Origin of the sequence: Methylophilus sp. Leaf416 (assembly GCF_001424665.1) — a bacterium.
GTDB lineage: Bacteria > Pseudomonadota > Gammaproteobacteria > Burkholderiales > Methylophilaceae > Methylophilus.
This window is the reverse complement of sequence record NZ_LMQS01000002.1, coordinates 156816-177647: the sequence shown is the minus strand read 5'-3', so window position 1 is coordinate 177647 and position 20832 is coordinate 156816. Positions and strand designations below refer to the sequence as shown.

Annotated in this window: 28 protein-coding genes and 1 tRNA gene; 27 read left to right on the top strand and 2 right to left on the bottom strand. The window is 47.6% G+C overall.

What is annotated here, in order from left to right:
• Positions 1 to 24: 24 nt before the first annotated feature.
• The 13 genes from pcnB (at position 25) to ASG34_RS05640 (ending at position 10602) form a co-directional block, all read left to right on the top strand.
• A complete protein-coding gene (gene pcnB / locus ASG34_RS05700; RefSeq protein WP_055827870.1) occupies positions 25 to 1407 on the top strand; it encodes a polynucleotide adenylyltransferase PcnB in 1383 nt (460 codons plus the stop codon).
• Positions 1407 to 1904, top strand: coding sequence for a 2-amino-4-hydroxy-6-hydroxymethyldihydropteridine diphosphokinase (folK, locus tag ASG34_RS05695; protein WP_055827867.1), 498 nt, complete (start codon positions 1407 to 1409; stop codon positions 1902 to 1904). The genes pcnB and folK overlap by 1 nt, the downstream gene beginning before the upstream one ends.
• A 26-nt stretch (positions 1905 to 1930) precedes the next feature.
• A complete protein-coding gene (locus ASG34_RS05690; RefSeq protein WP_082488035.1) occupies positions 1931 to 2569 on the top strand; it encodes a deoxynucleoside kinase in 639 nt (212 codons plus the stop codon).
• A gap of 114 nt (positions 2570 to 2683) precedes the next feature.
• On the top strand, positions 2684 to 3496 hold the full coding sequence (panB, locus tag ASG34_RS05685) for a 3-methyl-2-oxobutanoate hydroxymethyltransferase (RefSeq protein WP_055827861.1): 813 nt from the start codon (positions 2684 to 2686) through the stop codon (positions 3494 to 3496).
• A 57-nt stretch (positions 3497 to 3553) separates the two neighbouring features.
• On the top strand, positions 3554 to 4255 hold the full coding sequence (gene tsaB, locus ASG34_RS05680) for a tRNA (adenosine(37)-N6)-threonylcarbamoyltransferase complex dimerization subunit type 1 TsaB (protein ID WP_055827858.1): 702 nt from the start codon (positions 3554 to 3556) through the stop codon (positions 4253 to 4255).
• A 9-nt stretch (positions 4256 to 4264) separates the two neighbouring features.
• Entirely contained in the window at positions 4265 to 4726 is a 462-nt protein-coding gene (gene rimI, locus ASG34_RS05675; RefSeq protein WP_235559678.1) for a ribosomal protein S18-alanine N-acetyltransferase, read from the top strand.
• Between the two features lie 42 nt (positions 4727 to 4768).
• Positions 4769 to 5389, top strand: a complete 621-nt coding sequence (locus ASG34_RS05670; RefSeq protein ID WP_055827851.1) for a hypothetical protein — start codon at positions 4769 to 4771, stop codon at positions 5387 to 5389.
• A 115-nt stretch (positions 5390 to 5504) separates the two neighbouring features.
• Entirely contained in the window at positions 5505 to 6098 is a 594-nt protein-coding gene (locus ASG34_RS05665; RefSeq protein WP_088178535.1) for a LemA family protein, read from the top strand.
• A gap of 21 nt (positions 6099 to 6119) precedes the next feature.
• Positions 6120 to 6983 (top strand): TPM domain-containing protein, encoded by an 864-nt coding sequence (locus tag ASG34_RS05660; protein ID WP_200934468.1) that lies wholly within the window; start codon positions 6120 to 6122, stop codon positions 6981 to 6983.
• Positions 6983 to 7492, top strand: a complete 510-nt coding sequence (locus ASG34_RS05655) for a TPM domain-containing protein (RefSeq protein ID WP_055827845.1) — start codon at positions 6983 to 6985, stop codon at positions 7490 to 7492. Before ASG34_RS05660 ends, ASG34_RS05655 begins: the two co-directional genes overlap by 1 nt.
• A 4-nt stretch (positions 7493 to 7496) precedes the next feature.
• Positions 7497 to 8102, top strand: coding sequence for a hypothetical protein (locus ASG34_RS05650; RefSeq protein WP_235559677.1), 606 nt, complete (start codon positions 7497 to 7499; stop codon positions 8100 to 8102).
• 93 nt (positions 8103 to 8195) lie between these two features.
• Complete coding sequence (locus tag ASG34_RS05645; protein WP_055827841.1) at positions 8196 to 9905, top strand: proline--tRNA ligase; 1710 nt, start codon at positions 8196 to 8198, stop codon at positions 9903 to 9905.
• Between the two features lie 94 nt (positions 9906 to 9999).
• A complete protein-coding gene (locus ASG34_RS05640) occupies positions 10000 to 10602 on the top strand; it encodes a lytic transglycosylase domain-containing protein (protein WP_235559708.1) in 603 nt (200 codons plus the stop codon).
• A 70-nt stretch (positions 10603 to 10672) separates the two neighbouring features.
• Here the strand turns inward: ASG34_RS05640 and ASG34_RS05635 are convergent, their stop codons facing one another.
• Together ASG34_RS05635 and queA are read right to left on the bottom strand one after the other, a co-directional pair.
• Positions 10673 to 11545, bottom strand: coding sequence for a hypothetical protein (locus tag ASG34_RS05635; RefSeq protein ID WP_055827835.1), 873 nt, complete (start codon positions 11543 to 11545; stop codon positions 10673 to 10675).
• Positions 11546 to 11614: 69 nt separating this feature from the next.
• Complete coding sequence (gene queA / locus ASG34_RS05630) at positions 11615 to 12661, bottom strand: tRNA preQ1(34) S-adenosylmethionine ribosyltransferase-isomerase QueA (protein ID WP_055827832.1); 1047 nt, start codon at positions 12659 to 12661, stop codon at positions 11615 to 11617.
• Positions 12662 to 12714: 53 nt separating this feature from the next.
• Between queA and ASG34_RS05625 the strand changes: the two genes are divergently transcribed.
• From ASG34_RS05625 to ASG34_RS05565, 14 genes are all read left to right on the top strand, one after another.
• Positions 12715 to 12799, top strand: a tRNA-Leu gene (locus ASG34_RS05625).
• A gap of 163 nt (positions 12800 to 12962) precedes the next feature.
• Positions 12963 to 14174: a tyrosine-type recombinase/integrase gene (locus ASG34_RS05620; RefSeq protein WP_055827829.1), complete on the top strand. Its 1212-nt coding sequence runs from the start codon at positions 12963 to 12965 to the stop codon at positions 14172 to 14174.
• 145 nt (positions 14175 to 14319) lie between these two features.
• On the top strand, positions 14320 to 14538 hold the full coding sequence (locus ASG34_RS05615; protein WP_055827827.1) for a hypothetical protein: 219 nt from the start codon (positions 14320 to 14322) through the stop codon (positions 14536 to 14538).
• Positions 14531 to 14932 (top strand): hypothetical protein, encoded by a 402-nt coding sequence (locus ASG34_RS05610; RefSeq protein ID WP_055827825.1) that lies wholly within the window; start codon positions 14531 to 14533, stop codon positions 14930 to 14932. Before ASG34_RS05615 ends, ASG34_RS05610 begins: the two co-directional genes overlap by 8 nt.
• A 1-nt stretch (position 14933) precedes the next feature.
• A complete protein-coding gene (locus ASG34_RS05605) occupies positions 14934 to 15398 on the top strand; it encodes a hypothetical protein (RefSeq protein ID WP_055827821.1) in 465 nt (154 codons plus the stop codon).
• A 119-nt stretch (positions 15399 to 15517) separates the two neighbouring features.
• On the top strand, positions 15518 to 16141 hold the full coding sequence (locus ASG34_RS05600; RefSeq protein WP_156376457.1) for a hypothetical protein: 624 nt from the start codon (positions 15518 to 15520) through the stop codon (positions 16139 to 16141).
• 109 nt (positions 16142 to 16250) lie between these two features.
• On the top strand, positions 16251 to 16475 hold the full coding sequence (locus ASG34_RS14060) for a helix-turn-helix transcriptional regulator (RefSeq protein WP_055827815.1): 225 nt from the start codon (positions 16251 to 16253) through the stop codon (positions 16473 to 16475).
• Between the two features lie 2 nt (positions 16476 to 16477).
• Positions 16478 to 16780 carry a helix-turn-helix domain-containing protein gene (locus ASG34_RS05590; protein WP_055827812.1) on the top strand — a complete coding sequence of 101 codons (303 nt, stop codon included), beginning with the start codon at positions 16478 to 16480 and terminating at the stop codon, positions 16778 to 16780.
• Positions 16781 to 16938: 158 nt separating this feature from the next.
• Positions 16939 to 17700, top strand: coding sequence for a plasmid recombination protein (locus ASG34_RS05585; protein ID WP_055827807.1), 762 nt, complete (start codon positions 16939 to 16941; stop codon positions 17698 to 17700).
• Positions 17701 to 17774: 74 nt separating this feature from the next.
• Positions 17775 to 18335, top strand: a complete 561-nt coding sequence (locus ASG34_RS05580; protein WP_055827801.1) for a hypothetical protein — start codon at positions 17775 to 17777, stop codon at positions 18333 to 18335.
• 349 nt (positions 18336 to 18684) lie between these two features.
• The gene (locus tag ASG34_RS05575) at positions 18685 to 18951 is read left to right on the top strand and encodes a hypothetical protein (RefSeq protein ID WP_055827797.1); all 267 of its coding nucleotides are present in this window, start codon (positions 18685 to 18687) and stop codon (positions 18949 to 18951) included.
• A 180-nt stretch (positions 18952 to 19131) separates the two neighbouring features.
• Entirely contained in the window at positions 19132 to 19860 is a 729-nt protein-coding gene (locus tag ASG34_RS05570; RefSeq protein WP_055827796.1) for a hypothetical protein, read from the top strand.
• A 416-nt stretch (positions 19861 to 20276) separates the two neighbouring features.
• Positions 20277 to 20402 (top strand): YHYH domain-containing protein, encoded by a 126-nt coding sequence (locus ASG34_RS13960; RefSeq protein WP_156376456.1) that lies wholly within the window; start codon positions 20277 to 20279, stop codon positions 20400 to 20402.
• Positions 20403 to 20503: 101 nt separating this feature from the next.
• Positions 20504 to 20809 (top strand): hypothetical protein, encoded by a 306-nt coding sequence (locus ASG34_RS05565; protein ID WP_156376455.1) that lies wholly within the window; start codon positions 20504 to 20506, stop codon positions 20807 to 20809.
• Positions 20810 to 20832 lie beyond the last annotated feature (23 nt).

Below are 20832 nucleotides of genomic sequence, written 5' to 3'. Positions count from 1 at the left end.
TGATGCGCTGATGTTCACTGAGTAATGATTAAACAATTTCTGCAAAAAGTATTTGGCAAACGCGGTCTGCCACCAGGTCAAATCTCCGAGCCTGGCCAAACTTCAAAAAAAGGTAAATCATCTGCGATGCAGGTGATTTCGGCCAGCAAACACAAGATCAATCCCAAGCTGATTAGCCAGGCCGCACTGAAAACTTGTGACGGCCTGCAAAAAGCCGGATTTGAGGCCTATATCGTTGGTGGTGCTGTACGCGATTTGCTGCTTAACCACCCGCCAAAAGACTTTGATATTGCCACCAATGCCACGCCGGAGCAGGTGAATAAGACATTCCGCCGTTCGCGTATTATTGGCCGCCGTTTTCGCCTGGTGCACGTGTTATGGGGGCAGGAAACGATAGAAGTATCCACTTTCCGCGGCCACCACCAAAGCGAAGGCGATGGTGAGACCAATGACAGTGGCCGCATTATCCGTGACAATATTTTTGGCTCGATTGAAGAAGATGCCGTCAGGCGCGATTTTACCGCCAACGCGCTTTACTACGATCCCAAACGCCATGAAGTGCTGGACTTCCACAATGGTGTGGCGGATATCCGTGCCAAAACCTTGCGTATTATTGGCGACCCGGTCAAGCGCTATCAGGAAGATCCGGTGCGTATGTTACGTGCCGTTCGTCTGTCGGCCAAGCTGGGGTTAAAACTCGAGCACACCACCGAAGCCCCGATACGAAAACTGGCAGACTTGCTGGAAGATGTACCGCCTAGCCGCCTGTTTGATGAAATGCTGAAGCTGTTTTTATCCGGACATGCGATTGAGAGCATCGGTGCGCTACGGGCGCAGCATTTGCATCATGGATTATTGCCTTTGCTGGACGTGGTGCTGGAACAACCGCTAGGCGAAAAATTCGTCATGCTGGCCCTGAAAAATACCGATGATCGCATTCTGGCAGGCAAGTCTTCCAATCCGAGTTTCTTGTTTGCGACCTTGCTATGGCATGAAGTGCTGCAAGCCTGGCTGGAAAATCAGAAACGCGGCGAGCCTTTGATTCCGGCCTTGCACCTGGCAATGAATGAAATCATTGATAAACAGGGTGAGAAAATGGCGATCCATAATCGCTACACTGCCACCATGAAAGAAATCTGGGCCATGCAGCCACGCTTTGAACAGCGCTCCGGCAAACGTCCATATGCCTTGCTGACCAACCCGAAATATCGGGCAGGTTACGACTTCCTGTTATTGCGCTGTGCCTCTGGTGAGTTGCCTGAAGAGCTTGGTGAATGGTGGACGAGATTTGCCGACGCCGGCACCGAAGAGCGCACCAGTATGCTGTTACCTGACAGCGGCTTGCAAAAGCGCCGTCGCCGTCCACGCAAGAAAAAACCGGCAGCTACGAATGGTGAGTCGGCGTAATGGCCCTGGCCTTGATTGCGCTCGGCAGCAATTTGCAGCAGCCGCAGGTGCAGGTAGCCAACGCCATCCAGGTGTTATCACAAACGCCAGGTTTGAGCTTAGTGAAAGCTTCCAGCCTGTATGCCACGGCGCCGGTAGGCTACGATAACCAGCCTGACTTTATCAATGCAGTCATTCAGGTGGCTACCGAAATCCCAGCGCCAGAACTGATGCAGTTACTGCTAACGATTGAACAAACATTCGGGCGTGAGCGGCCTTTCCCCAATGCACCGCGGATTCTAGACCTCGATCTGCTCGATTATGCCGGTATGCGCATGCAGACTTTCCTTCTCACATTGCCACATCCACGCATGCACGAACGTGGCTTTGTTATTTTGCCGCTGGCTGAAATTGTGCCCGACTTTGTACTGCCAGACGGACAGACTGTTGTAGAATGGGCAGCAGAGTTCCCGCATGATGATGTGCGAAAACTGGACGCACAAAAACTGGATCACTGATTAATTTAGCTGAACGAGCAATAACAATGTTTACCCGTTTTCCTTATGTTGTAATCGAAGGCCCGATAGGCAGTGGCAAGACTACGCTGGCACGCATGCTGGCAGACAAGTTCTCGGTAGAACTACTATCTGAAAAAGCTGAGTCCAATCCTTTCCTGACCCGTTTTTACCAGGATGCCCAGCGTTACGCCTTACCGACGCAGCTGTTTTTCCTGTTCCAGCGTTCACGCCAGATTGAAGACATGGCGCAACGTGATATGTTTGGCCAGCCAACCGTATCTGATTTCTTCCTCGAAAAAGACCCGCTGTTTGCACGCCTGAATCTGGATGATGAAGAGTACTCTCTGTATCACCAGATTTACCAGCACTTGCAACTCAAAGCGCCCAAGCCTGATCTCGTGGTGTATTTGCAAACACCTATCGATGCGCTGGTTGACCGGATAGAAGAACGCAACATCAGTTACGAACAGGATATGCCGCGCGAATATATTGCCCGGCTGGCAGAAGCCTACAGTGAGTTTTTTCATACCTATGACGCCTCGCCCTTGCTGATCGTCAACAATGAAAAGCTCAATATTATTAAAGATGCGGAAGCTTTCAATTTGCTGATTGAGCGGATCAACCAGATCAAGAGCAGCCGCGAATACTTTAATCCTAACTTTTAATTAAATGCATCTGCGTGCAAACTCCTGTATTGCGCGGTGCTCAACATCCTCATGTAATACATGTTCCGCTGGTTCTGGATTTTATCCGGTACAAGCATTTAAAAGTCTCTTCCAATGATGCTAAACGCTCTCTTATCACGTGCAATGTCCGGCGAGAAAATCGCCATGTTGACATGTTATGACGCTACTTTTGCCAAGTTGATGCATTTGGCCGGTGTGGACATGCTGCTGGTAGGTGACTCATTAGGGATGGTCATACAAGGGGGTGACAGTACTCTGGGCGTCACCATGCAAGATATGCTGTATCACACCCGTATTGTGGCTAAGGGAGCGCCTGGTGCCGTGATTATGAGCGATATGCCGGTTGATAGTTACGAGCATGACCTCGCAGATGCCCTGCAAAATGCACAGGCCTTGATTGAGGCTGGTGCACATATCGTCAAGATTGAAGGGGGTGGTCACATGGTGGAAACCGCCCGCTACCTGGTTGAAAACGGTGTGCCTGTATGTGCGCACCTGGGATTCACACCGCAATCGGTAGAAAAACTCGGTGGGTATAAAATCCAGGGAAAAACTGAAGCAGCAGGCCAGGTGATATTAAAAGATGCGCAAGAGATGGCGGCGGCTGGAGCAAGCATGGTGCTGTTTGAAATGGTGCCGGCAGCATTGGCAACCCACATTACAGAGACTATTTCCATCCCTACTATAGGCATAGGCGCTGGTGCAGGCTGTAGTGGCCAAGTGCTGGTGTTGCAGGATTTATTGGGTATTTATACAGGGCCGGCAGAAAAAAATCCTCAAGATTATAAAGCGCCCAGGTTTGCACAAAATTTCCTGGGCCAGACTGGTAACATAGAGAAAGCGATCATAAATTACGTTCAAGCTGTGAAATGCGGTGAGTTTCCGGCCGTGCAGCATAGCTATTAAAAGAATTCATTGATTCTACCGATGATGTCAAATCGTGTTTGATCAACAATCATTATCATGAAATTACTCGCCATCGAATCTTCTACCGAATTCCTCTCACTGGCCTTGCAAACCGAAGCTGGCCTTACTTCTTTCCATGAAGCGACAGGTCCTGCAGCTTCACAACGTATCCTGCCAGAAATTCAGCGCTTGCTGGCAAAAGCCGGTGCAAAACTGGCCGAACTGGATGGTATTGTCTATGGCACCGGTCCTGGCGCTTTCACAGGCGTACGGGTAGCGGTAGGCGTCACCCAGGGTCTGGCTTTTGGGGCTGACCTGCCTGTGGTTGGGGTGAGCTCTGTGCAGGCGGTGGCGCAGGCAGCCTGGCTGGAAACCGGGGCTGAAAAAGTGCTGGTGTGTCTGGATGCCCGGATGGGCGAGGTATACCATGCAGCGTTAATCAAACAACAGCATGGCTGGATAGAAGTTTCGCCGCCGGTAGTGTGCAAGCCGCAGGAGGTGCCAGCGATTGCGGGTGATGGCTGGTTGGCGGCAGGTTCTGGCTGGGCTGTATTTGGTGAAGTGCTCTCAGCACAATATACTCAACAGATAAGCCACATTCACGCGGAAATCATGCCTACGGCCAAGGCCATGCTAATGATTGCAACCCCCGGATTTATTGCGGGAGATACCCAGTCTGCGCAACAGGCCGCACCGCTTTATATACGTAACCGTGTCGCATTAACCGCTGATGAGCGCGCACAAGGGCAAACACTGTAGGGTAGATCAATGAGTGCATTACCTCAATACCAGCCACAATTCCGGCTCATGTCTTACGAAGACCTGATCGCGGTTTGCCGCATAGAGCCGACAATTTACAGTCACCCGTGGACCTACGGTAATTTCAAGGACTCACTGGACTCAGGCTATTGCGCATGGGTAATGGAGATGTCCGGGGAAATCATAGGTTATGCATTGGTGATGATGGTGCTGGATGAAGCGCACCTGTTAAATATCAGTGTCGGACAAACGCATCAGGGGCAGGGGTTGGGGAGAGCATTGCTTGCGCATATGATAGAAATTTCCAGGCATCGGCTTGCGGCTAATATGTTTCTTGAAGTGCGTGAAAGCAATACCAAAGCGATTGCTTTATACGAGACGATGGGTTTTTGTGAAATGGGCATTCGTCGCCACTATTATCCGACCAAATCAGGACGTGAAGATGCCGTGCTGATGGGGCTCGCCTTATAAGGGCTTAAGGTTGACGAGAGATATTCAAAACAGGAGCATGCCGTGAGTCTGGGGCGCGAAGATATATTGCGGGAATTGGAGTTGTTGCCTGTCTGGCGGTTGCGCACGCCAGTAGCGGAAAGCGCATTGCCGGCGATTACAGTAAGAGCTTCCCCCGAAGTTTCTACAGAATCGCTCATTGAACAAAGCAGTCAGGTTTTGATTGAAACCATAGGCGCTGATCCAGTCATTGAACTGAGGACTGACAGTGAGCCTGCGCCGATAGCGGAGATTCCTGAAAACAAGCAACCTGAAATTGCGCCTGCGCCACTGATTCAATCCTCCTGGTGTTTAATGTGCCCAAAAGTTGATGACGCTGCTGCGCAAGCTTTACTGCAAAATATCGTGCGTGCCTTGAAGCTGGCTCCTGAAGAATTACACGTTTCTCACCAGCCGTTTAAAGTTGCGCAAGTACAAAGCCGGTTTGCTGTTTTGTTTGGCCTGGAAGCCGCCAATGCCTTTTTGGGAACCAATCACTTGGATCTCGTTTCTATACGTGGCCAGTTATTCACGCACGATGATATGCGCTACGTCATTACGCATCATCCGGATGCCATGCTAGCCAATCCTTTGCTAAAAAAAGAAGTCTGGCATGATTTGTGTCTGCTACTCGCCGAAAAGTAAGCTGGTTGCGAAGCAGACACAATCAATCTTGCAGAAAAAATAAACCGGGCCGGGCTAGTTGTAGCCAGGGATCTGGCCCCCATATAAATCAAAACTATTAATGAGGAAAATCACGATGCGTCAAATATTTAAGGTTGTATTGTTAGCCGGAGTGTTAATGCTTTCTGGCTGTGGTTATAACCAGTTTCAATCGCTGGATGAAGAAACCAAGGCAAGCTGGTCTGAAGTATTAAACCAATATCAGCGCCGTGCCGATCTGGTGCCTAACCTGGTGTCTACCGTGAAAGGCTACGCCAGTCATGAGGAAAAAGTGCTGACTGAAGTCACTGAAGCGCGCGCCAAAGTAGGCAGCATGCAGGTGACGCCGGAATTGCTGAATGACCCGGAAGCGTTTGCCAAATTCCAGGCCGCACAAGGCCAGTTAACAAGTGCGTTGTCACGCCTGATGGTGGTATCTGAAAATTACCCTAACCTGAAAGCCGATGCCAGCTTCCGTGATTTGCAGGCGCAACTGGAAGGTACCGAAAACCGTGTGACTGTGGCGCGCAACCGTTATATTGAGGCGGTGAAGCAATACAATGTGACGGTGCGTAGTTTCCCCAACAACCTGACTGCGATGATGTTTGGCTACCAGCCTAAACCATCCTTTACGGTAGAGAATGAAAAAGCGATTTCATCTGCACCAAAAGTAGATTTTGGCGATAAGTAATTGTTGATGGCTGTGAAGTTGATGCTGTCGGTTTGGTTGCGTGTGCTGCTGGTTTGCAGCCTGTTACTGACAGGTGCCAGCGCACATGCCGCCAAAGGTCTGGTCGACATTCCGCCGCTAAGCGCCGCTGTCACTGATTTGACGCAGACGCTGTCGGCAGAGGAGCAGACAGCGCTCAACGAAAAACTGTCGCAGTTTTCTCAACAGAGCGGTTCGCAAATTGCCGTGCTGATATTGCCGACCACACAACCGGAAGATATCGCGCAATTTGGCATCCGCCTGGCTGATGCCTGGAAAATCGGCCGCGAAAAACAGGATGATGGCGTCATCGTCATTGTCGCCAAACAAGACCGTAAAATGCGGATTGAGGTCGGTTATGGGCTTGAAGGCGCTATCCCGGATGCGGTCGCCAAGCGCATTGTTTCTGAACAGCTCAGCCCTGCATTCAAACAAGGCCAATTTTACCAGGGCCTGCATGTGGCGACAGATACCCTGATCAAACTAATCCAGGGCGAACAATTGCCGGCACCTGCCAAAGGGCAAGCGGCGGCAGGGCAACAGGGCTTGATGCACTGGCTGCCTATCCTGATGTTTGCCGCCATTTTTATTGGCGCTATTTTGCGCGGCATGCTTGGCTCGTTTTTTGGTAGTGCCCTCACTGGTGGTGCTTTAGCTGTACTCGCTGGTTTCTTGGGCGCAACGCTTTTGGTCATGGGGCTGGTCGGCCTTGCCGCATTTATCTTCACGCTGGCCATGGGCGGCGGTCAGGGTGGTTTGCCGATAGGCGGATTCCCGGGCGGCTTCGGCGGTGGAGGCGGCGGCCGAGATATATTCAGCGGCGGCGGTGGCGGTTTTGGTGGCGGTGGCGCGTCAGGAGATTGGTAATGAAACCCGTACATCCATTCAGACGTTTCTTCCGTCATCTCACCAGCCATCCATGGCAGGTCAAACGCCATTTCTCTGAGGCTGCGTTGCGACATATCGAACACGCAATTGCAGCGAATGAGCATCTGCATGCCGGTGAAATCCGTGTCGTGATTGAGTCCGGCCTGCCGCTTTCTGCCATCATGCAAGGCGTGTCGCCACGGCAACGGGCGATACAACTGTTCGGCCAACTGAATATCTGGGATACTGAACAGAACAACGGAGTGCTGATTTACCTGATGCTGGCGGACAAGGATGTAGAGATTATCGCTGACCGTGGCATACACAGGCACGTGCAAGCGCAGGGCTGGCAGCATATTTGCCAGCAAATGGAAGGGATGTTTAGAAGTGGGCAGTTTGAACAAGGCGTTACACACGGCATTACCGCAATTGGCGATCATCTTGCAGAATACTTCCCGCCTCAAGCGACTCCGCGCAACGAGCTTTGCAATCACGTATTGGTGCTCTAGTATTTTGTCGGGCGGTTTATTACTGATTGCGGCAGGCACAGCGCAGGCTGACTTAAAAGATATTTATCGCATCTACCACACCCAGCCCAGCCTGACGGCATTCGAAATCTGCCAGGGAGGTGGCTGCACCCATTCAGATACATTGAAACTGGCTGAATCCGAGTGGGATCATGTACTACGAATTTTCTCGCCCTTCCCCGAAACCGCTGAACAAGAACGCATCCAGATAGCCGAAGCCATCGGCATGCTGGAAGATATCGTAGGCACCAAAACCGGCACTGCTGCTGATCGCGCCGGTACCTTTGGCAATAGCGATTACCAGCACCAGCAAGACTGTAATGATGAGGCCATTAATAGCACCACTTACATGCGCTTGATGCAGCAGGCGGGCTTGATACGCTTCCATACCATTCAGGATACCCGCACCCGCAAATTCTTCTTTACCGGCTGGCCACATAGCACTGCGGTTATTCGCGAGAATGATACCCAGGCTGAGTTTGCGGTTGACAGCTGGTTTTACGATAATGGTCATGCCGCGACCGTTGTGCCGATGGCGCAATGGAAAGATGGCTATATTCCTGAAGACAGCCCGATTCACCATCGAGAATAAACCCGGCTTATTTGCTGACTTGTTTACTTGCTGACTAGCGCCGCATTTAAGGCTAGAATTCGGCCTTTAGAATTCTGTTAGAACTCCATTCTTATGCGCGCATCACAATTTTTCATTGCTACCCAAAAAGAAGCACCTTCAGATGCTGAACTGATCAGCCATAAACTGATGGTCAGGGCCGGGCTTATCAAAAAGTTAGGTAGCGGTCTCTATAGCTGGATGCCACTAGGTTTGCGCGTGTTACGTAAAGTAGAAAACATCGTGCGTGACGAAATGAACAAGGCAGGCGCACTGGAATTGCTGATGCCAGCCGTGCAACCTAAAGAATTATGGGAAGAGACCGGTCGCTGGGCAGTGTTTGGCCCGCAGATGCTCAAAATCCAGGACAGGCACGAACGTGACTTCTGTTTTGGCCCGACACACGAAGAAGTGATTACTGACATCGCGCGTAAGGAAATCAGCAGCTACAAACAATTACCGCTGAATTTCTACCAGATCCAGACCAAATTCCGTGACGAGATCCGTCCGCGGTTCGGCGTGATGCGTGCCCGTGAATTCCTGATGAAAGATGCTTACTCTTTCCATACCAGCGTTGATTGCCTGGTGGAAACTTATAACAGCATGCACACCGCTTACAGCAATGTATTTACCCGTTTAGGGCTCAAGTTTCGTGCAGTAAAAGCTGACTCCGGCGCGATTGGTGGCGATGGCTCACAAGAGTTTCATGTGCTGGCCGACAGCGGCGAAGATGCCCTGGCTTACTGTGAGGACTCTGATTATGCGGCTAACGTCGAGATGGCTGAAGCGGTATCGGATACCAGCCGCCCGGCCGCCACTGAAACCATGTGTGAAGTCGATACCCCTAAGCAAACCACCTGTGAAGACGTGGCTAAACTGCTGGAAGTACCAGTGGCTAAAACGGTCAAGTCTGTCGCTTTAATGGTTGATGAAGTATTCACACTGGCTTTACTGCGTGGCGACCACCAGTTGAACGAAGTGAAATTCGGCAAAGTGGAGGGCGTGCAAAATTTTCGCCTGGCGACTGAAGAAGAAATTCGCGCTAATTTAAGCTGCCCGCCAGGCTTTATCGGCCCGGTCGGCGTCAATGGCAATGTGCGCGTGATTGCCGACAGGGCAGTGGCAGTGTTAAGCGATTTTGTCTGCGGCGCCAATAAGCCTAAATTCCATTTGGCGGGTGTCAATTTTGGCCGCGATTTGCCAGAACCGGTGATTGTGGCTGATATCCGCAATGTAGTTGAAGGTGATGCCAGCCCGGATGGCAAAGGGACGCTGAGTTTGTGTCGCGGCATTGAAGTCGGGCATATTTTCCAGTTACGTACTAAATATTCCGAGGCCATGCAGGCGACTTACCTGGACGAAAACGGTCAGTCGCAAGTGATGGAAATGGGCTGTTACGGTATTGGTGTGTCACGGATTGTCGGCGCAGCGATTGAACAGGGCCATGATGACAAAGGCATTATTTTTCCTCGCAGCATGGCGCCGTTTGATGTGGTGATCTGCCCGATTGGCCTGGATAAAAGTGATGTAGTGAAACAAACTGCGTTTGATTTGTATAAGCAATTGCAGCAGGCAGGCATGGATGTGTTGCTGGATGACCGCGGTGAGCGTCCGGGCGTGATGTTTGCTGAAAGTGACCTGATGGGCGTCCCGCATCGTATCGTGATTGGTGACCGTGGCCTGGCCGAAGGTAAAGTGGAATACAAAGGCCGTACCGATGCCGAGGCCCAGAACTTGCAAGTGACTGACAGTGTTGCGTTTTTACGTGACAAACTTGGGCATTAACTAGTAGGCTTTATTGCTTCTGTTCTGCGCCTTGATCGCTTCTCTATTGCATAGAATAGGCAAGATGAATAAACCACGCTTTTTACCTGCTGCCATGATATTGACCGGACTGTTGTTCTGGTCGTCAGTCACGCTGGCCGGTAACCAGAAAGAAGAGCCGTTAGCTAACAGTGTCAAGTCGGTGATGCAAAAGTCAGTCAGCGATGTGGCAGCACCTCGCTTGATGTTTGACACCGAGCAAACCGCACAGCAATGGTTGCAGGAAATGTCAGTGCGGTTAACAAAACGCATGCCGGATACACAATACCGCGAAGATTTTTTAAAGTCTGTGCATTATGAAGCAACGCGTGCGGGCCTGGATCCGCAACTGGTGCTGGGCTTGATACAGGTTGAAAGCGGTTTCAAGAAATATGCTGTTTCCAGCGTAGGTGCCCGTGGCTATATGCAGGTGATGCCGTTCTGGGTGAAAAGCATAGGCGCCAACGAACATAATCTGTTTGATATGCGCTTGAACCTGCGTTACGGCTGTACGATTTTACGTCACTACCTGGATATAGAGCGCGGTGATTATTACCGTGCGTTAGGCCGTTACAACGGCAGCCTGGGCAAACCGGAATACCCTAACCTGGTGGTAGGTGCCTGGCGTAACCACTGGCATTATGACTCTCCGCTAAAAATGAATATTGCCAGCCAATAAAGCCCTGACTGATTTAAAAAACCGCGCTAGTGCGCGGTTTTTTATATACATTTTTTTTACTTACCTATTTTTATTTTACGACTTTGAATCCGTAATAAGTGCCAAACTCGCCTTCGTTTTCATGATATACAAACAGCATGCCGTTGCTGTAACCGGCGCCATTGAAATGGTTGTGTGAACGCAGCTTCATGGTTTTAGGCAACGCACTTTTACCGACATACTGCCCATTCAGGTCAAAGATCAACACTGCTTTATGGTCAACATCAAGCAAGGCCAGTTCGTTACCCGCAACACCGGTAAACGCAACATAATGGTCGCTGACGTCATCGTAAACCACCTGCGCTTTGCTGTAGTCCAGCTTGATTTCTTTTAGCTTCTCGCGCTGCTTCGCATCCACCACAAACACCAGGTTGCCATGTTCCTGTTTGGCATAATAGTGATTGGTTGCCGGGTCGTAGCTCGGCATCGTGCCTGCGTCACCAAACGCAGGATTGAACTGGTAAAGCTCATTAGAGCTCGTGAGCACTTCACCCTTGTCGTCCACGTCTAGGCTAAAGATACCGGTGTTAGGTGAAAAACCTGCGGCGGTGGAGATGTTGTAAGTGATGGTTTCAAGCTTGTTGGAGTTTGCGTTGTAATACAGCGAACGGTTATCAAACCCCGGCTTGGCAGAATTCACGTATTGGCCATTAGCGGTATAAGCATGCACTTCTGATTTTGAAATGGGCGCTTCAAACTCGCTACCCATAGGCGCTAGGCCACCATCCGCAATGTAGTAGTGTTGGTTGCCGGGCAGATAAGCGACAGTCATCGGGCGTGTGGTTGGTTTTTTGCTGAGCGGGATTTTAATACCGACTTCTGCTTCAGGCAGAATTTCCGCCTGGCTGATAAGCGACAGGCATAGCAGTGCCAAACCGCTGAGTAATTTTTTATTCAATTGCATATCTCCGTGATCCTGTTTATGGGTGTTAGATAGACGCTATTTTAAGCGTCAAGTTTAATGCAGCTTTGATTAACGCTTCTTTTTATTATGTGGTGCACGCGTAATCAGCATGGCATCGCCATAACTGAAAAATCGGTAAGATTCCTGAATGGCATGCGTATAAGCGCGACGCAGTAAATCATAACCGCCAAAGGCAGAAACCAGCATCATTAATGTGCTTTTCGGCAGGTGAAAGTTAGTGATCAAGCGGTCGACCAACTGAAACTCAAATCCAGGTGTGATGAAAATATCGGTTTCGCCATGGTGGGCAAAAAGTTTATCCGCACGCGCCGCACTTTCCAGCGTGCGTAATGAAGTCGTGCCAACTGCAGTCACGCGCTTGCCGGCTTCCCTTGCCTGCAGAATTGCAGCGATGGTTTCTTCAGGCAGGTGATATATCTCGCTATGCATGTGATGCTCGGCAATATTCTCCACTTTCACCGGCTGGAAAGTGCCTGCGCCTACATGCAAGGTGACATAGCATACATGCACACCCTTGTTGCTCAGTGCACTCAACATCTCGTCATCGAAATGCAGGCCTGCTGTTGGCGCAGCTACTGCGCCTTCATGTTTGGCAAATACCGTCTGGTAGCGGGTGTCATCAGCCGTATCAGCTGCATGTTCAATGTAAGGCGGTAATGGCAGTTGACCATGCTGCTCCAGAAAGTCATACCACGATTCATTGCCAAGCAGCCGGATATGAAACATATCGGCATGACGTCCTAACACCTCTGCCTGGTAGCCATTAGCCAAATGCAACAGGCTGCCAGCTTTTGGTGAGCGGGAAGCTTTGATTTGCGCGTAAGCCTCCTGGGTATTGAGTACGCGATCTATCATCACCTCGATATTTCCGCCGGTGGCTTTTTGCCCAAACAAACGCGCTTTTATCACCTTGGTATCGTTAAGCACCAACACATCGCCAGCTTCAAAATAATCGCTGATCTGGCGAAAAAAATTGTCCCGGATGGTGTTTGCAATTGCGTCTACTTCCAGCAGGCGGCTTTGTGTACGATTGGGTAAAGGATGTTGTGCAATCAGGTGCTGCGGGAGATGAAAATCGAAATCTAGAGTTCTCATAAATCAAAAATATGGTTATAATAGCTTCTTTGTTGTCCAACATTATATCCCATGCCGGGATGGCGGAACTGGTAGACGCACTGGACTCAAAATCCAGCGCCGCAAGGCGTGCCGGTTCGATTCCGGCTCCCGGCACCATGTTATAGTATCAAGAAGTATAAAAAAGACTCAAAACGAATAAAAATCAAAGGCTTAGATGAGAATCTAGGCCTTTTTTCATATCATAACGTCGCTTGACATATACATTTTTCATGTATAACTTTGTGTATAACATTCTTACACGCACGAAAGTGTTATACACATGGCGCTCACTGATACGCAGCTCCGCAATGCCAAACCAGCCGATAAGGATTACACAATCACAGACGGTCAAGGCTTATCCATACTCATAACGAGCAAAGGGGCGAAAGGCTGGCGTTTTCGCTATCGTTATCTTGGCAAACCCAAGCTAATGTCGTTTGGTACTTATCCAGAAGTTACACTGCAGCAAGCGAGAGCAAGACGTGATGAAGCACGTGCGCTGGTGGCAAAAGACATTGATCCCGGGCAGGATAGAAAAGAGCAGAAGCAGAAAGCTAAGCTCGAATCTTTAAATACATTTCAAGCAGTGGCCACTGAATGGCATGCACTCCACAATAAAAGTAAATCAGAACGTCACCAGCAGCGCGTTAAACGCTGGTTAGAGTTTTACCTATACCCAACCCTCGGGCATAAGGCAGTTTCAAGCATAACTGCGCCTATGGTGCTGGACACCACCAGCATATTGCAAAAGCAAGGTAAGTTAGAAACTGCGCATCGGGTAATACAAACAGCCGGCCAAGTTTTCCGTTATGCAATCCAAAAAGGGTTTGCCTCATACAATCCAGCTCCGGATCTAAAAGGGGCACTGCCGCCACCAGTAGTTAAAAACATGGCCGCTATGATCGAGCCTAAAGACTTTGCCGACCTGTTACGCAATATTGATGGTTACAACGGTACTCTTACTGTTCAATGTGCGCTGAAGCTTGCGCCTTTGTTATTTCAACGTATCGGTGAGTTAAGACACATGAAATGGGCGGATCTGGATTTTGAAAATAACGAGTGGCGTTATCTGGTTACTAAAACCAAAACACAGCACATTGTGCCTTTATCCCGCCAGGCATTAGCAATCATTGAGGCTATGCGCTCATTCTCAAGCAATGGCATGTATGTTTTCCCTGGCGGCCGCACACATGAACGCCCAATGAGTGAAAACGCTATCAATGCAGCACTGCGAAATATGGGGTATGACACTCAAGCAGAAATCACCGGCCATGGCTTTAGAGCAATTGCACAGACACTAGGTGAGCAGGAGTTAGGTTTAGACCCTAAACACATTGAGCGTCAACTTGCACACTCTGTAGCTAATCCACTTGGTACCGCTTATGAGCGCGCACAATTCCTGAAAGACCGTAAAGTGATGATGCAACGCTGGGCGGATTATCTGGATGAATTAAAAGCGGGTGCAAAGGTATTGCCATTTAAACAAGCATAGGACGCACAGAAACAACGCAGAATCGATTTTTTGAAGTAAGCCCAGCCTTGAGGGTTAACCAGGCATAACGGCCATGCTGGTTCAATCTTGCCGGATCACCAGCACAGCCTAACCACAACGTAACACTATTGAGGAGTATTACATCATGGCTGATAATGATTTTACAGCATCAAACAATATTGCGGCGCAAGCAGCATTAAATCGCATAGTCTCATTTCGTAACCAGATTTTAGATGATGGTTACGACTCACTTTATTCGCATGGTTCAGTTAATGAAAAGCGTAGGCGGAGCAATCATATGACATTGTGCGTTATGGTTGATGCGCTATGCGATGCATTAGAAGGAGAGGTGGCAAATGGATAATATTTCATCAGTTCCTCATCCAATTTTTACAGGTAAGACTATTCGATTACCATCCGCGGGGAAGCTCAAATGGTTAGGTGGAAACCTAGCTTTTGACTACCCGATTAGTGAGGATGTCATTGACGACGAAGGAAACTGGCTAAGCATTGGACTGGAAGAGGTTTTAAGCAGACTAAATGATTTCGAGGGTCATAGAGGAAGTGTATCTATGGCGGAAAATTTATTGGATCGAGCCTTTACTGCTTATGAGTTCGGGCTTATGACTGATGAAGAAAAGGCGGCATTTGAAAACTATGTAAGGAAAAGAGTTAAAGGCATCAATTCACTTAATATGGTTAAAAATGGCCTACTTGCAGACTTTAAGCATGTAAATCGTATTTTCTTGGGAAATTAACATGCAAGAAGAACGCTTTAATACCCGCGACTTGACTTACTCTGCTTGGCACCGACGGCTTTCTACTCGTCGTTTTGTTGGTATTGAGAAGGCTCAATCACTAGCAATGATTGATTTGGATGGTGCGCTATACATTGAGTATGACGATGGCTCTAAAAGGCCTGTGGCACTCATAGAAACGGCAATTGATGTCGGCCAGCAATATAAGACCGCTACTGTTGTGATGAACCTTGCAAAAATGTCCGGGCTGCCATGTTATTGCGTTCTCTATACCTGCGCTAATGATCCAAACCCAGCAAATCCATTGATGCCAGACATATCGCAATTCAGGGTCAAAAGGTTATGGCCAAGACCTGAAAAACTATGGCGTCAAATCGAGCCTGCAGAGTGGGCAAATGCTTTAGTTAAGATTCGCACCTGGTCTGCCAGGAGGCTAGATAAAGCAGCAAACGATAGTGTGTATTAGTTTCTACGATTGACCGTCTTAACCACACCTAGCATCAGCCTAATTAACTGATGCGAAAACCGGGCAACCCTGGCCTGGCTGGTGTGGTTTCCTTAATTAGGGTAACGCAAGGGGCGTTTATGATCGAACTTACGGAAATATCCCTACCTGATGCTTGCATAAGATACGAGCAAATCACAGGGAAAAAAATAACTGAGTCAATTTTCATAAATCTTGCATTTAATCGAAAGATAAAGCTTCTTGTACTTTATGACGGCAAGGTACAACACATCGGGGATAGCGGAGAGAAAATCATTGATTATTATGGTTGGTTAGTACCTTTGCCACGTTTCTACGCTGAATTAGTCGCAAATGGAAGTTGTAACGTGGATATGCTCACAAACTTCCAAGAAGATGCAATGTTCACGCTTTTAAAAGGAGTTTCTAAAAGCATAAGAATAACCAAAGATAACCTGTTTATTAATGGCGAGACGTTGAATTATTTGAGCGGCTTTGAGCCGGCGTATAACAAGGAAAAAGGCAGAAGAGAGAAGCAGATTAGCTTCATTCAAAACTTCATCACACAACAAAAATGGGAGTTGCATGACCTACCTTTAGGCGCTAAGACCACTGCTAAAACTTACTGCATCTCGAACAACCCCAAACTATTCACAGAGAATGGTTTTGTCCGTGCATGGCAAGAAGGGTTGGACCGAGGGTTATTTAGACTGCATGACCATGATAAATTCTCTGGAAGAGGGTAGGCAGTAAATTGCACAGATGCCCAGATTGACTGCCTACTAACCTAGGAAACTATATTGCCTCATACGCAACGGCATGACGCCTAGCGACTTTAATTGATATGAGGTAATTATGAATAAAACAGCACTAAACCCTTCACTGGCCAATTTCGACCATCTTCCAGATAACGCCCACCTACGACCTAAAGACTGCGCTCAGTTATTAGGTATTTCTATTGCCTCATATTGGCGCCTGGTTTCTAAGAAACAACTTAAGGCTATCAAGCTAACTGAAAGAACAACCTCCACCCGGGCTGGCGACCTTCGCGCATTTATCGCTAGCAGAGTAGGGGCTTAATCATGGATAAAAAAACAGCCCACACAGAGGCAGGCCGAACAGACAAACCTAAGTTTACTAATAACAGTGCACACAATCAACGTCTTAAATTGCTAGATTGGTTATTCGAGAAAAACAGCATTACCACCGCCCAGGCGCGTGAAATGTTGGATGTTATGTCACCAGCTCCACGAATTTTAGAGTTGAGAGCTGCAGGGTATGAAATAAATACCGTCTGGGATAACTGGACCAGTGAGTATGGGATTAAACACCGTATAGCTCGTTACGTACTGATGCAAAAAAAACCAGTAGACGTGAATTTATAGCGAGGTGGCAGTATGACTATCACCAGCTTACAAAAACGCGGCTATGACCTCTGCTTACAATCTGGCCGCTATGAAATCATGCCTGACTTGGCCGGCATGGACTGTCTGCAGCTAACTGGCTTAATAAGCTATCTAATACGTTTGCTAGGTACTTAATTATGGCCAGCAGCCATTTACTAAGACTTGGCAGGGTAAAAGGTAAAAACGGTGTACTGGAAGCGTTAAAGCATAACAAGCGTGAATTGCAAAATGAGCGCGGTACTCAATCGCATATTATCGCTTCCAGGTCACATTTGAACTACGCCTTACATGGTGATTTGACAGCACAAGACATCGCTACACATTCAAAAGTGCAAATGCTCAAGGCTGGTATTGAAACGCCTCGTTCAAACTGCGTAATGGCTGTAGAGATTATTTTCAGTTTACCGATAGACCGACACAGCCAAGACACAAGGCCTTTTTTCAGTGATTGTTATGAGTGGACGAAGCAGACGTTTGCAGGAGAGCTGCTTAGTTTCGATGTTCACTTGGATGAAAGTGCGCCCCATGGCCACGCTCTCATACTGCCTTTAATAGACGGAAAAATGCAAGGGCGGGACCTGATTGGCAATTCAGGGAATCTTTATCGCTTAATCAATTTGTTCCATCGTTCAGTCGGTGTAAAACATGGCCTGAGTAGGCGCGATAAGAAGCATTTGAATCAGTCCGAAAGGGAAAGGTTGGGGCGTAGTGTTTTGAACCGCTTAAGAGGCGATAGCGTGCAAGCATCGGCAATATGGGCTTGGGTACGTGATGCAATCATGAAAGATCCAGAGCCATGCGCCCAAATGCTTGGGGTTGCTGTATCACCTGCGCCAAAGAAAGAAAGGCACTTCGTGGACATTAAACGAAGCAAAGGCAAGGGTGCTTTTCTGACATAAACGCTATATAGCGAATTAACCTTAAAAATGACCAAACGCTATCCTGTGTATAGCGTTTCAATGAAAGCTTGAAAATGACAATCGACAAAGAAACTCTCAAATATGTCTGGCACTACACAAAGGCAGAGTATTTGCCACTTATCAAGGAATCGGGTGCATTGATTCCAAAGTCAGAAGCTGAATCAAACAAGATCGGAGCTAGGAAGGGGGGTGCGGTTAGTATTGTGCCTATGATATGGTTTTCATCAAATCAGAACTGGGAATTTTCAGCCGTTCAGCTTGCAGGCGTGAGATGGCACACATGGCAACAAATAGCAGCGCAAGATTGTGCAATTAGGTTCGGTTTACAAGCATGTGATTCCCGTCTGCTCAATTGGGAAGAGTCTTGCAATGCGGCAGGTGTGAACAGGGAAGAACGCCGGCTCAGAAAGGCTCATGTTAAGAAACAGCGCAAAATTGGCTCCGATGCTACCAAATGGTTTACGTCGCTAGATCCTATACCTCTGGAAGACTTGTGTTTCCAAATGTGGCTTGATGGGAAATGGACTGAGCTAGATAGTGACCTGGTGATTAATAGAATCAAGGAGTTAGGCTTATCGCGCCGTGATACATCCTTTAGATTGCCTAAGATATAGCTACTTGATCACCACAAGATTACCGCAAGGTACAACAACAAGATTGCAACAAGATTATGCTGGCTACTACATCAAGATTACATCAATATTCGCCCTAAGATTACCCTAAGGTGGAACTACAAGATCACTACAAGATTGAATCAAACTAAACGGTAAGATTACGGTAAGTCCGCATTACTGGAACGGCAAGATCACGGCAAGTTTCACACTAAGATTGCACTAAGGTTCGCGCACTTCTATCGAACTGTAATATCGCATGGATTTGTATATCGTGTGCAAAAATTTAAGAAGTCACCAATGGAATTGAACCCTCGTGGTGGCTTCTTTTAACTGTACAGGGAATGAATATATGACCATCTTTATAGTGAGTTACGACCTTATCAAACATAAGGATTACCAGAAATTAACTGATGCAATCGAAACCTATTCAAGCTGCAAAGTGCTTGAATCTTTATGGCTTATCAAATCAAACTTGAGTGTGAAAGAAATTCGTAATCATCTGAATAACCACATTGATGAAGATGATAGGCTTATTGTTTTTCAGGCATTGCCCGTGGCTGCTTGGACGGGTAATCTTTCTCAATCGGTCGATGAGTGTTTACGAGCCAACCTTTGATTGAAATCCCGCAAATTATTAACCGCCTTAATTGGCGGTTTGTTGTGTGAATTGATGATAATTTACCGACTCGATAAAAAAGCGCATCATGTAGTTTTCTGACTCGGTAAAAGGGCTGTAGCGGGGTTTCTTGAGTCCATAAAAAAGAGTTGCTTTAGTCCATAAAAGGGGCGCTTAGACATGAGGATTTTGCAAAGCTTATTAGATTTCTTTTCGCCTCCCAATAAAAGCGAGGAACCGAACCCAATCATCATCACATCCAATGAACCTGTTTCAGCTTTTGAAGATAATGAGAGTCTAATCAGTCGTTTGGAGTTTCATGCGACCCTTCAATTTAGAACCCCATTGAGAGTTTTGATGCTTGATGGGAAGATACATTCCAATCCCAATTTACCCACCCAAGACTTGGGCGTGGATGAGAAGCATGGTGCATGGGTACCAATCCTGAAGTCATGGCGCGAACTAGGTTTCGACATTAGCGAAGCTAATGAATCAACATCAGCCAGCAATATTGGTTATACCTACCGAAGCGCCTATCTGCCTTTTCTGATAGCAGTAAGAAAGCAGGTTGAGAGTGAGGGCGATATAAACACGCGCATTGAAAAACTACACATCGAATTACAAAAGCAAGAGTGGGCTGATTTTGTAGCAAGGCATCAAGGCATGGATGGGATTACTAATGAGTTCTTTCCTTATTTCATTGATACTCTGCCAGGCACAACCGCTACAGTAAAAGATGAGCTTAGAGAGTTAGGTATTACAACTGCTGATAAACTATCAAAAACAGATTTGAGTGTTCTGTTATCAATTAAAGGCATTGGTAAAGTCAAAGCGGCTGCACTTGTAGATTACGCTGCAGGTGTGGTAAGTAATAGATTCGATGAAAGACTAGAAAATACATTCTCATGAAGCGCATGGGTTTTCGGAGTCCATACAAAAGGGCGCGCATTAAGTTTCTGCACTTCATGAACGATAGTTTCTTCAGTCCATAAAAAAGGAGTTTCTTTAGTCCCTAAAAGAGGGTGACTTTATGAAAAGTGTATAACATTGTGTATAACTAAAATTACTTGAATCATTAGAGTGGCTTAGATATTAGTGTTAAACGCAACATTCGGTTCAGGCTCCCGCACCATGTAATAGCACAAAGAAGTCCGAAGCAGTCAAATTTAGCCCATAAATCAATGATTTACGGGCTTTTTTGTGTCCAAAGCAGTCCAAAGTCATCGTTCCATGGGATTGATAAACTTGCATTTGCAAAGTAAGCTACATGGAAAGCAATATATTTTATTAGGACTATAATTTATTGTGGTTGAAAGGAGAGGCAAATGAAGTGTCTTTTGTTCGCTGCTGTCATCTTTATTTCTTCAGTCAATTGCTTTGCGCATTCGGGTGGTACCGATAAAAACGGCTGTCACCACAATAAGAAAACCGGCGAATATCACTGCCATTAAATAAGGACTCAGAGGTGATACAGTCTTATGGCAGGAATTTCAGATTCACTTCTACCAAGCACTTAATGCCTTATAACTTATTAACTCTAATCTTAGCCTTAATGTTGAACGGATGCGTCACTAGAAGCGACCCATATCTCAAGAGCAGCAGCAAAGGCGGTGAGCATCTTGCACAAGAAGCCCGGCAACGTGATCAGCGCCCAAACGAACAAAAATATCAGCTAGGGTCTAGAGAGGGCTGCAACGCCGGCCGTAATGCTAGTGGCGCCTGGGGTACGTCATTCACAAAGAATGATGATTTGTATGTGAATAACCAAAACTATAAAACTGGCTGGGATGACGGCTTTGCGAAGTGCAAGGCTGAAGGCGATAACCTGAACAATATTATTCGGGATAGTGTTAGATAGACATGGAAACAATAACAATTATT

Coding starts and splice junctions, on each gene's coding strand:
- pcnB (WP_055827870.1), top strand. CDS start 25: ATGATTAAACAATTTCTGCAAAAAGTATTTGGCAAACGCGGTCTGCCA.
- folK (WP_055827867.1), top strand. CDS start 1,407: ATGGCCCTGGCCTTGATTGCGCTCGGCAGCAATTTGCAGCAGCCGCAG.
- ASG34_RS05690 (WP_082488035.1), top strand. CDS start 1,931: ATGTTTACCCGTTTTCCTTATGTTGTAATCGAAGGCCCGATAGGCAGT.
- panB (WP_055827861.1), top strand. CDS start 2,684: ATGATGCTAAACGCTCTCTTATCACGTGCAATGTCCGGCGAGAAAATC.
- tsaB (WP_055827858.1), top strand. CDS start 3,554: ATGAAATTACTCGCCATCGAATCTTCTACCGAATTCCTCTCACTGGCC.
- rimI (WP_235559678.1), top strand. CDS start 4,265: ATGAGTGCATTACCTCAATACCAGCCACAATTCCGGCTCATGTCTTAC.
- ASG34_RS05665 (WP_088178535.1), top strand. CDS start 5,505: ATGCGTCAAATATTTAAGGTTGTATTGTTAGCCGGAGTGTTAATGCTT.
- ASG34_RS05660 (WP_200934468.1), top strand. CDS start 6,120: ATGCTGTCGGTTTGGTTGCGTGTGCTGCTGGTTTGCAGCCTGTTACTG.
- ASG34_RS05655 (WP_055827845.1), top strand. CDS start 6,983: ATGAAACCCGTACATCCATTCAGACGTTTCTTCCGTCATCTCACCAGC.
- ASG34_RS05645 (WP_055827841.1), top strand. CDS start 8,196: ATGCGCGCATCACAATTTTTCATTGCTACCCAAAAAGAAGCACCTTCA.
- ASG34_RS05640 (WP_235559708.1), top strand. CDS start 10,000: ATGATATTGACCGGACTGTTGTTCTGGTCGTCAGTCACGCTGGCCGGT.
- ASG34_RS05635 (WP_055827835.1), bottom strand. CDS start 11,545: ATGCAATTGAATAAAAAATTACTCAGCGGTTTGGCACTGCTATGCCTG.
- queA (WP_055827832.1), bottom strand. CDS start 12,661: ATGAGAACTCTAGATTTCGATTTTCATCTCCCGCAGCACCTGATTGCA.
- ASG34_RS05620 (WP_055827829.1), top strand. CDS start 12,963: ATGGCGCTCACTGATACGCAGCTCCGCAATGCCAAACCAGCCGATAAG.
- ASG34_RS05615 (WP_055827827.1), top strand. CDS start 14,320: ATGGCTGATAATGATTTTACAGCATCAAACAATATTGCGGCGCAAGCA.
- ASG34_RS05610 (WP_055827825.1), top strand. CDS start 14,531: ATGGATAATATTTCATCAGTTCCTCATCCAATTTTTACAGGTAAGACT.
- ASG34_RS05605 (WP_055827821.1), top strand. CDS start 14,934: ATGCAAGAAGAACGCTTTAATACCCGCGACTTGACTTACTCTGCTTGG.
- ASG34_RS05600 (WP_156376457.1), top strand. CDS start 15,518: ATGATCGAACTTACGGAAATATCCCTACCTGATGCTTGCATAAGATAC.
- ASG34_RS14060 (WP_055827815.1), top strand. CDS start 16,251: ATGAATAAAACAGCACTAAACCCTTCACTGGCCAATTTCGACCATCTT.
- ASG34_RS05590 (WP_055827812.1), top strand. CDS start 16,478: ATGGATAAAAAAACAGCCCACACAGAGGCAGGCCGAACAGACAAACCT.
- ASG34_RS05585 (WP_055827807.1), top strand. CDS start 16,939: ATGGCCAGCAGCCATTTACTAAGACTTGGCAGGGTAAAAGGTAAAAAC.
- ASG34_RS05580 (WP_055827801.1), top strand. CDS start 17,775: ATGACAATCGACAAAGAAACTCTCAAATATGTCTGGCACTACACAAAG.
- ASG34_RS05575 (WP_055827797.1), top strand. CDS start 18,685: ATGACCATCTTTATAGTGAGTTACGACCTTATCAAACATAAGGATTAC.
- ASG34_RS05570 (WP_055827796.1), top strand. CDS start 19,132: ATGAGGATTTTGCAAAGCTTATTAGATTTCTTTTCGCCTCCCAATAAA.
- ASG34_RS13960 (WP_156376456.1), top strand. CDS start 20,277: ATGAAGTGTCTTTTGTTCGCTGCTGTCATCTTTATTTCTTCAGTCAAT.
- ASG34_RS05565 (WP_156376455.1), top strand. CDS start 20,504: ATGTTGAACGGATGCGTCACTAGAAGCGACCCATATCTCAAGAGCAGC.